The 10,142-nt window shown below is 44.3% G+C and carries 7 protein-coding genes; all 7 read left to right on the plus strand.

All coding sequences use genetic code 11. From position 1 onward, the window contains the following. Window positions 1-182 precede the first annotated feature (182 nt). Window positions 183-1,091 (plus strand): AraC family transcriptional regulator, encoded by a 909-nt coding sequence (locus tag Q0081_RS25635; protein WP_298360419.1) that lies wholly within the window; start codon window positions 183-185, stop codon window positions 1,089-1,091. 151 nt (window positions 1,092-1,242) lie between these two features. Then, on the plus strand, window positions 1,243-2,232 hold the full coding sequence (locus tag Q0081_RS25640; RefSeq protein ID WP_298360421.1) for an AraC family transcriptional regulator: 990 nt from the start codon (window positions 1,243-1,245) through the stop codon (window positions 2,230-2,232). 264 nt (window positions 2,233-2,496) lie between these two features. Further along, a complete protein-coding gene (locus tag Q0081_RS25645) occupies window positions 2,497-3,075 on the plus strand; it encodes a hypothetical protein (protein WP_298360424.1) in 579 nt (192 codons plus the stop codon). A 33-nt stretch (window positions 3,076-3,108) separates the two neighbouring features. Next, window positions 3,109-6,171: an SdrD B-like domain-containing protein gene (locus tag Q0081_RS25650; RefSeq protein ID WP_298360426.1), complete on the plus strand. Its 3,063-nt coding sequence runs from the start codon at window positions 3,109-3,111 to the stop codon at window positions 6,169-6,171. Then, the gene (locus Q0081_RS25655; RefSeq protein WP_298360428.1) at window positions 6,131-6,742 is read left to right on the plus strand and encodes a hypothetical protein; all 612 of its coding nucleotides are present in this window, start codon (window positions 6,131-6,133) and stop codon (window positions 6,740-6,742) included. The genes Q0081_RS25650 and Q0081_RS25655 overlap by 41 nt, the downstream gene beginning before the upstream one ends. 101 nt (window positions 6,743-6,843) lie before the next feature. Further along, on the plus strand, window positions 6,844-9,225 hold the full coding sequence (locus Q0081_RS25660; protein ID WP_298360430.1) for an SdrD B-like domain-containing protein: 2,382 nt from the start codon (window positions 6,844-6,846) through the stop codon (window positions 9,223-9,225). A gap of 630 nt (window positions 9,226-9,855) precedes the next feature. Continuing rightward, window positions 9,856-10,142: transposase (locus tag Q0081_RS25665; RefSeq protein ID WP_298360432.1), on the plus strand; the 287-nt coding region annotated here is incomplete at its 3' end.

Below are 10,142 nucleotides of genomic sequence, written 5' to 3' on the forward strand. Positions count from 1 at the left end.
AATTAGGGCAAAATCATTTAGGTAGTTTTGTACTTTTCTTAGAAAAGGCATTTGAATATTTTAATCGTGTTTTTGAAAAGAAAAAATACTCTTTAATCTTAAATGTACCCTAATATAATCCTGAACTTATTTGCCACCCCGAAGACTACTTTTTTAAATTTTTGAAATTGCACGGATAGGAATTGGAAGGAGATACCCTGATAGCCACCTACTCACGTGAAATCTACGAGGGTCAGGTCCGGCTATTTAGATTGGCCTACCAAAATATCGTTGTTTTTACCCAGAACGTTTTTTTAAAAGATGTCCAGTATCACATTACACGTATGATGGAAAATACGTGGGGACAGCTTCATATCGTTTTTGTAGAAGAAGTAGGGTATATATTCTGGTTTGATATTATTCGAAATACCAAAACCGTCGCTAATACTCCAGGTTATTCTATGAATAAACAGGGAGACAACCGAATATGGAAACCGACCCCTAATGCTCCTGTGCAGTTTCTTGCCATATTTTTGAGTGAAGATTATCTGAAAGATGTATGGGGATGGACAGTGGAAGACTCCTCGTTCAATAACAAAGCTCCAGCTTCAGACAATGAGCAATCCTTTGCTCCAATTACAGATTCTCAATCTATTCAGATTCTTGATAGAATTTTTGATAAATCGGCACTATCGAATACCAGCTCTCCTATTAAAGAACATTTGGCAGATGCTATCCATCGTGTTTTAGGCTCACACGTTTTTTACCATGAAAATTCCAATAATGATGTCCTGAAAAATCTAAAGAATGCAGAAGCAGCATTATTAAAGGACTTCAGAAATGCTCCAACACTAATTAGCCTCTCAAAAATTGCGGGAATGAACCGTGTAAAATTTCAAAAATTATTCACAGAGCAGTATGGGTGTACTTTTTATCAATATTATCAAAAGAAACGGTTTGAGTATGCCAAAAAACTAATAGAGCGAATGGGCTATACCGTATCAGATGCTGCTTACGTTATTGGTTACAAACACTTGGGACATTTTAGTAGAGAGTTTGCTAAAATTAACGGTATAAAACCAAGTGAATTAAAAAACACAAATGGTTTGTAGTTGATTTATACGAGACTTATTCTAACTCGGCAATAAGCTTCAACTTTAAATTTTTGCCACATGGCAAATTTAAAGTTGAAGCTTATATTTACTTGTTCCAAACAGAAAAAGTAAGCCTATTATATCTGTCCTTTTTATCCAGTCACCTACCATGATAGATTTATACCCTGAACTTGTTAGCCACCCTGAAGACTACTTTTATAGTTTTTTGAAGCTCTATGGAGTTAAGTTGGAAGAAAATAGCGTAAAAGCAGTTTACTCAAATGAAAATTACAAGGGACAGTTGCGATTATTTAGATTGGCACACCAAAATACAGTTGTTTTTATTCAAAATTTTTTCTACAACGAGGTTCGCTATAATATTAGACGTATGCTGGAAAATACGTGGGGGCAGCTTCATATCGTTTTTGTAGAAAATGTAGGCTATGTGTTTAGTTTTACTATCATTAGAAATAGCCATAAAACAGAAGACGTTGATGTAGGTTTTACACTGCGTAAAGACCGGGATAAGCATACGTGGATATCAAGACCTAATGTTTATGTGCAGTTTCTTGCCATATATTTGAGTATTGATTATTTAAAAGAAATATGGGGCTATACCGATGAAGATCCCTTGCTCAGTAATAATCAAACTCTACCGCCAGAGAATGAGCAACTGTTTGTTCCTATAAGAGACCCTCAATCTATTCAGATTCTGGATAAAATTTTTGATAAATCAGCACTTTCGAATACTGGTTCTCCTATTAAAGAATATTGGGAAGATGCCATCCAGCGTGTTTTAGGGGCTCACGTTTTTTTTCATAGCAATTCCAAGAATGGCCTCCTTACAAATCTAAAAAACGCGGAGGAAGCCTTATTAAAAGACTTCGAAAATACCCCCTCCTTAACCGAGCTCTCAAAAATTGCGGGAATGAACAGTGTTAAATTTCAAAAACTATTTACAGAGCACTATGGGTGCACTTTTTATCAATATTACCAGCAGAAACGGTTTGAGTATGCAAAAAAATTAATAGAGCGAATGGATTATACGGCATCGGATGCTGCTTATGCGATTGGTTACAAGCACTTAGGGCATTTTAGTAGGGAGTTTGCTAAAGTGAATGGTATAAAACCAAGTGAATTAAAAAAACATAAGCAATAAATGTCAACTTGGCTTAATTTTTGACAAGTGATTGTTGCGTATTTTTAACGGGCAAGTATAGTGTAAAAGCGATACTTGCCCGTTTTGGTACAGAATAATGCTGGGAAGTACTCCCATTTTGTGATCATATTTGGCTTAGTTATCCTTACTATTTGGCATAATACAACATTATTGCATATAAGGATAGTATTTGTGAATTTTAGGATATATCAATGGAATGGTATTGGCGGTGTGTTTATCAGCAAAATAACCCGGTTTCATTCTATGAAAATTCACTACGCTACATCTGACTTTAAGTATCTTAAACCCTTACCAGCGTGCTTTTTATTGATGCTGTTTCTGTCAATAAGCAGTTACGCCCAAGTTTCCGGCATAGTTTTCAACGACTTCAATGCCAATGGTACCAAAGAAAATACCGCCACTTATAACGAGGTGGACATGGCAGGGGTAGTTGTAAACGCTACCAACCCTGCGGGAGCAGCCTTGACAGTGGCCTATACTGGTGGAGGAACCTCTACCAACACCACCGGCAACTATACCGTAACGGGTGGTACAGCAGGCCAAATTCGTTTAGAGTTTGTAATGCCCGATAGCTACACCTTTGCCTCATCCGGGGCAAGTGGAGGAACTACCGTGATGTTTCCAAGCGGTATCGCACAGAACTTGGCAGTCAATTATCCACAGGATTATTCGCAGGCTTCGCCAAATCTAATTCTGCCCTGTTATGTGGGTGGGGCGCTCACCGGACCGAATAAAACGTACCCAGCCATTGTAAAATTTGGCTATTTTGGTAGCAGCGGAACGATTTCCGGAGATGCCAATGGTATTCCGACCCCTTATTAAGGGCCACCCACGGCCATCACTGACCATCAACATGTGGGAGCCGTCTATGGAGTAGCCTACGAGCGCTCCTCCAAAAAAGCCTACGTAGGGGCCGTACTGCGTCGCCATGTGGTATTTGGTCCGCAAGGACCCGGGGGTATTTATGAAATAGACCCGGTAACCAACACTGCTACCAACTGGCTGGATCTGGGTAGTATCGCCGGGACTACCACCCGGGATAACACGAAGGCAAATGCTATTCCGACAACCAATGATGCTGATCGGAGCTATGATTTAGCGGCTTTCCCCTTGATAGGAAAATCCTCTCTGGGCGATGTTGATATCTCTGACGATGGCAAAACGCTGTTTGTCGTCAATCTTTTCGAGCAGTCATTAGTAGTTATTGATATCGCATCTAAGGCGTTTGTGAGTTATCCGATTACGGCTTCTGCCGTTACTCCCGCTATAAATTGCCCACAAAGTGATTTTCGGCCCTGGGGCTTAAAATATTACAAAGGCAAGGTGTATGTAGGAGTAGTTTGTACCACGGAGACCTCGCAAAACCTCGCTGATTTAAAAGGCTATGTACTTCAGTTTGACCCGTCGACTCACGGATTTAGCAACTTTTTCTCGTTTACATTTAACTATGCCCGTGATGATAATAAATCCCTCTGGGGACCTTGGAATTTGTTGGGGTGGGATTTGGCAAAAAAATCTGAACTTTCCCGTCATCCGATGCCCATTCTATCAGGCATTGAATTTGATGTTGATGGCTCGATGATTTTAGGGATAATGGATCGCCATACTATGATGTTTTCAAGCGCAAATTTTGGACCGGATGTTAACCTTAACCAATCCAGTGGTGTGACTGTTTTTTCGAACGGTGATATTCTTCGGGTGTGTAATACCGGCAGCGGGCTGGTCATGGAAGGGGGAGCGGGCTGCGGTTTCAACGCTTTTATCTATAAAGGTGCAACTACAGCTGCAACGGAATTTTATGACGACCACCGTTTTCCACAAGAAGGTACCATATTCGAAGACGGTGCGGGTGCCTTAGCCTTGCTGGCCGGTTCGGGTCAGGTGGTTAGTACAACCATTGATGCGCTGGAAACCAACGAGAACAGTGTTGGCTGGTGGAATAATACAGATGGCAATCGAAATCGTGCCTACGAATTGACCCAGGGAACTAATAGCAGTAGGGACCAGGGGAAAGCCGCCGGTTTAGGTGATATTGAATTATTAAGCGATGCGGCACCCATCGAAATCGGTAACCGAGTCTGGGAAGATAAGGATGCCGATGGTGTGCAGGATGCCGGCGAGCCTGCCTTGGGCGGAGTAACCGTTACTTTGTGTGATGCAGCAGGTACGCCCATTCCGGGAGCAACCGCTACCACTGATCCCATCGGAAATTATTATTTCTCAACCGCCACCGGCGCCAGCACTCCCTCTGCCATCTATGGCTTGAATTTGAGTTTTGACACTACCTATATTTTAAAGTTCCCCACCACCAACGGTACCAAGTCATTATCTCCCAAAGATTTGGGGGAAAATGACTTGGTTGATTCAGATGCGGGTAAGGATGGAAAAATCAGTTTTACCACAGGTTATGCTGGTCAAAACAACCACAGCTTTGACGTGGGATACAGTGTTTCTACCTGTACCAAACCAACGGTTGGAACGGCGGTTGCTACGCAAGCCACCTGTACGGGTAGCACCGCCAACAGTGATGCCAAAATTGATGTAACAGGAATAGCGGGAGGAGATAAATATTCGTACGGTACCGACAGTACGACCTTTACCTATGCTTCGGCCACAGCTTTTACCGGCGCGGCCATCAACATTACAGCATTAGCCAATCCCGCAGCTGCTACTACTTATTATGTACGGGTGCACAATGCTACTGATGATTGTTTCAAAACCGTCAGTGTCGTTCTGAATCCAAAGAGCTGTACTGTAGTTTGTACCAAACCAACGGTTGGAACGGCCGTTGCTACGCAAGCTACCTGTACCGGCTCAACGGCTAACAGTGATGCCAAAATTGATGTAACGGGAATATCGGGAGGAGATAAATATTCGTACGGAACCGACAGCACGGCCTTTACGTATGCGTCGGCCACGGCTTTTACCAGCGCGACCGTCAACATTACAGGATTAGCCAATCCCGCTGCTACTGCTACCTATTATATCCGCATCTACAATGCCGCCGAGGATTGTTTCAAAACCGTCAGTGCAGTTCTGAATCCAATGAGCTGTACAGTCACCTGTACCAAACCAAGTGCCGGTACTGATCAATCACCTGTCTGTTCAGGAAACACCGCCATTACTACTGCAACGTTGGCCGCCACAGCGGTAACAGGAGGCGCATGGACACTGGTAGGTACCAACCCAGCCGGAGCAACAATTACCGATCCAAACTCGGCCACCTCAGGTGTAACGGGATTAACTCCGGGTGTCTATAAATTTATTTGGGCAACTTCCGTTACCTGCAGCGATACCGTTAAAATTGTCATTCCTAATTGTCAAACATCACCACCGTGTACACCAGATATTTTTGCTTATTGGAACTTTGAAGATTGTTCTCCGGGAAGCAATACCCCCAATGACGGAATGACCGCTGCAATTACTAACTTGAGTGGCTGTTCAGCACTGACGGTTTCTAAGCTGACGAGAGCTGCCTCGGGCAACTCATGCCAGACCCGCAGCAACGGAACTACTGCCGTATGTATGGGAAGTGCGACTAACTTGACCTTTGAAGACAACAGTGATAAGGCAATTATGTTCAGCTTAACCTACCCTGCCGGCTCAACGGGCAAATTAAGTTCGATAAGTTTTGAGACAATGACTCCTAAATTTGTAGATTTTAACAACAGTGGTGACACCACAAATATCAATAATCATCCTACGCTTTGGGGAATCCGGATACTGAAAAACGGAGTTGAAATATTCAAACTCATAGACCAACCGCTTTCACTTAACAATTTCACTATCAACAATTTGGACTGGTCTACAAATCCGGATTTTGACATAAACGGGGCAACAGTTTTCAAATTTGAAATCTTAGGCTACCTTCCTGCCAATGTGGCGTGCGGGTATCCGGGAAATTTGGGATTTGGATGAAGTAAAAGTATATGGTTATTGCGGGAATTGTTCGTGTGTCAAACCAGATGCTGGTCCTGATGCAGCCACCGTTTGTCAACCCATCAGCACTGCAAAACTCACCGCAGTTACCGCAGGTGGAACATGGACACCCATTGGCAGCCCAGCCAATCCATCGGTAGCGAGTATTGATGCCTCGGGTAACATCACGGGATTGAACGCCGCAGGTACGTACAAATTTGTTTACTCTGTCACCGCAGGTGCACAAACCTGTACCGATACGGCTCAAGTAGTAGTTAACGCCAAACCCGCCATCCTGGATGGAACCGCCACTATCTGTGCCGGTGAAACCGTTGACTTAACCTCTAAAATCACAGGGTACGATGCGTTACTGTCCCCAAAATGGACCGTAGCCACCGCCAATGGAACGCCGGTCAATAATGCCGCCTCTGTCAAACCAACGACCCCAACGACTTACGTCTTGGTAGCTCAAAACGCAAACGGTTGCAAAGACACCGCCAACGTAATGGTAACGGTCAATCCTAAACTGGCCACACAGACCAAACCTTGGCCTGTGTGGCCAACGTCTTAACCACCGCTACAACATTAGTACCAAGCCCAACGGGCGGTACATAGCTGCAAATCGGAATCACTCCCGCCACAGCAACCATTGCAGGCAATGCGGTCTCAGCCATGACCGTAGCAGGTACCTACCAATTTGAATATACGTTGAATGGTTGTAAAGATACCATTGCTGTAACGGTAGCACCCTGTTCAGGTTGTGTCAAACCCGATGCAGGTTTGGACGCGTCGACAATTTGTCAACCAACGGGCACAGCCAAGCTCACTGCTGTCACTACCGGTGGTACATGGGCTCCGATTGGCACTCTGGCTAACCCCGCCGCAGCTACGATTGATGCTTCGGGCAATATCGCAGGCTTGACCGCCCCAGGTAATTACAAATTCGTTTATTCGGTAACAGGCGGAGGAATTACCTGTACTGATACGGCACAGGTAGTGGTGAATGCCAAACCCGTCATCACCGATGGTACAGCTACCATTTGTGCCGTTGAAACCGTAGATTTGACCTCAAAAATTACGAATTATGCCGCTTTACTGAGTCCCGTTTGGACGATCACTATGGCAAGCGGAACGGCAGTGGCCACGCCAACGGCAGTAAAACCCACCGCCACAACCACTTACGTCTTGGTAGCGCAAAATGCGGCAGGATGCAAAGACACGGCTACTGTCACAGTCACGGTCAATCCTAAACCTTCGGCAGGCGCTGACATTGTGGGTGCAAATTCCATCTGTACTTCATTAGGGACTGCCACCTTAACTGGCACCCCTGCCAACGGTACTTGGGCACAACTCGGAAATACACCAAGTGCAGCCACTATCAATAATACAGGAGCTGTTTCGGGATTGACTTCCATCGGTACTTACCAATTCATATATACCCTAAACGGTTGCGTCGATACAGTTGCTGTTGAAACTAAAAATTGTGCCAAAGGCTCTCTCGGCGATTTCGTTTGGAAAGATGCCAATAACAACGGGATCCAGGATGAAATCACTCCGAATGCAGGCGGTGTAGCAGGAATACAGGTTGAGCTCTATAAAAACGGAACATTCTTTGCCAAAGATACCACCGATGCCACAGGGCACTATTTGTTCAGCAACTTAGATGCTGGTACTTACAAAATCAAAGTACTCTCCGCCTCTCTTCCTGTAGGTTATGAAATATCGGGTGTAAAAGACGCACCAAGCGACGATGCCAAAGATTCCGATGTAGACAAAGCCACGGGTTTTTCAGGTGACTACGTCATTCACCCCGCTATCCCTGCTAAAAAAGACATTTTGACAGTAGATGCGGCTCTGGTTAGCCCCTGTGTCAAGTCAAAAGTAACGTTGACGGGTACACCAATTTGTTCGGCAGACGTTCAAACCTATAGCCTTACCTTTAACGTCACCAATAAAGTCGGAATCCTCAAAGTCAGCAAAGGAATCTTAACTGGCAGCAACCCGTACACCGTCACGGGCATTCCTTCAGGCGCAACCATCACCATTACCGACAGCCTCAGTGCCGTTTGTAAATTCGATACCCTCATTACCGGGCCCAATTGTAATTGTAATCCGCCTATTCCCACGCTGCTTACCCCAAGTCTAACGGCCTGTATCGGCGATACCTTCCCGACCATTAAGGCCACCGTCGTTGGGTTGGCTACTGTCGAGTGGTTTGCTACCGCTACCTCAACAACAGTGCTCTTTACCGGACTTCACTTTAAGTCCACAGGAACAGTACCGGCAGGTGGTGCAACCTTCTATGCGCAAGCCCGCAGCACTGACCCTACCTGCCCGACAGCCATCAGTACTACTCGAGTACCGGCCACTGTCAACGCTCAGGATTGCACGAAGGAAGTGGATTTAGCTCTAAAAAAATCAATCAACAAGAAGACTGCTCAGATTGGGGATGTACTGACTTATTCAATCAAAGTCTGGAACGAATCCAACACCAATGCTACGGGCGTGGAAGTGACCGACAGCATTGCCACCACAGTTCAATTTGTGACCGGCAGTTTCGTATCGAGTCGGGGAAGTGCCGTGATTTCCGGCAATGTCATCAAATGGGTCATCGGAGGCATTGCCGCTAACGGTGACACCGTCACGCTGACCTATCAAATCAAAGCCATACAGGAAGGCGTTCATTTCAATACGGCCGAAATCAGCAAGGTCAACGAGAAGGACATTGACTCCACACCTGGCAATGGCAAAGACGGGGAAGATGATATTGACCATCAATGCTTTACGGTTCCCATTAAATTGTGTGCGAACGAAAAAGTACAGGCGAGTGTCTCTCTTACCTATTCCAATGTGCAATGGTTCCTGAATGGGGGTACTACTCCGACAGCAACGGGAAATACAGTCTTGCTGAGTACAGTAGGAACGTATACCTACACGGCGACAAATCAAACGTGTCCCGCCGGTGGCTGTTGCCCCATTATTATTGAAGCAGGCACCAATTGTTGCGCTGAACAACTTTGCGTTCCGTTTACGGTAAAAAAACGTAAGAAATAAGTAGCCTTTCCAACAAAAAGACCCCACAGGCAATGCCTGTGGGGTCTTTTTGTTTAATATGCGAATATTGGGTTGTAAAAATGAGAGGCAGTAATTTCATAAGTCAGTAAATTTGTGTTGCCAAACATTTATTGAACTGATTATGAGATAATTAGAATTAATCCGTCTTTATTACTACCTCTGTGAATGCTATGATAATGAACTTTGCTGGCATTGCCAAAGATTCAGTTTAAACTCATCTCCCAATAATGAAAAAATTACCAATGCGGAGCTTTTGACTATCTACTTTTACTGTCGTCGCTATGAAAACAGGCATAAAAAAAGTGAAATTTATGACTATGCCTCTCGTTACATGAAATCATATTTTCCTCAATTGCCTAATTACGCCAATTTTAACACGCGTATAAATGCATTGCATCCGCATCGGCGGTCCGAACCTTATGTTAGCTCTACTGCCAATTATGTTGCAACATATTGAAGAACAGGGTATTGTAAAAAATATCAGTCAAGAAATTTCTCTGGTCGATGCTTTTCCTATCATGCTTTGCTCCGGTAAACGTTCAGGAAAAATTGCGCGAGAGCTTTCTGATAAAAGCTTTTGTGCTACCGCATCGGCGGTCCGACAAAAATATGTATTACTACGGTGTAAAAATGCACATGGTTGCTCGTCGAGTACCCAATTCCATACCGCTAATGGATTTTGTCAGTATTACACCCGCATCAGAAAACGATATAGCTGCCTTTAAGCCTATCCTTCCAAAACTTACAGGTAAGGCTATATTTGCCGATAAAGCCTACTCTGACCTAGGATTGAATGAACAAATCTTCAAACAACAAGATACTTATATTTACACGCCGGTTAAGTTAGTAAAGGGACAAACCCTAAACCAAAGACAGTTCAAAAAAGCCGCTGATGA

Source organism: Runella sp. (genome assembly GCF_027484545.1).
Taxonomy (GTDB): domain Bacteria; phylum Bacteroidota; class Bacteroidia; order Cytophagales; family Spirosomataceae; genus Runella.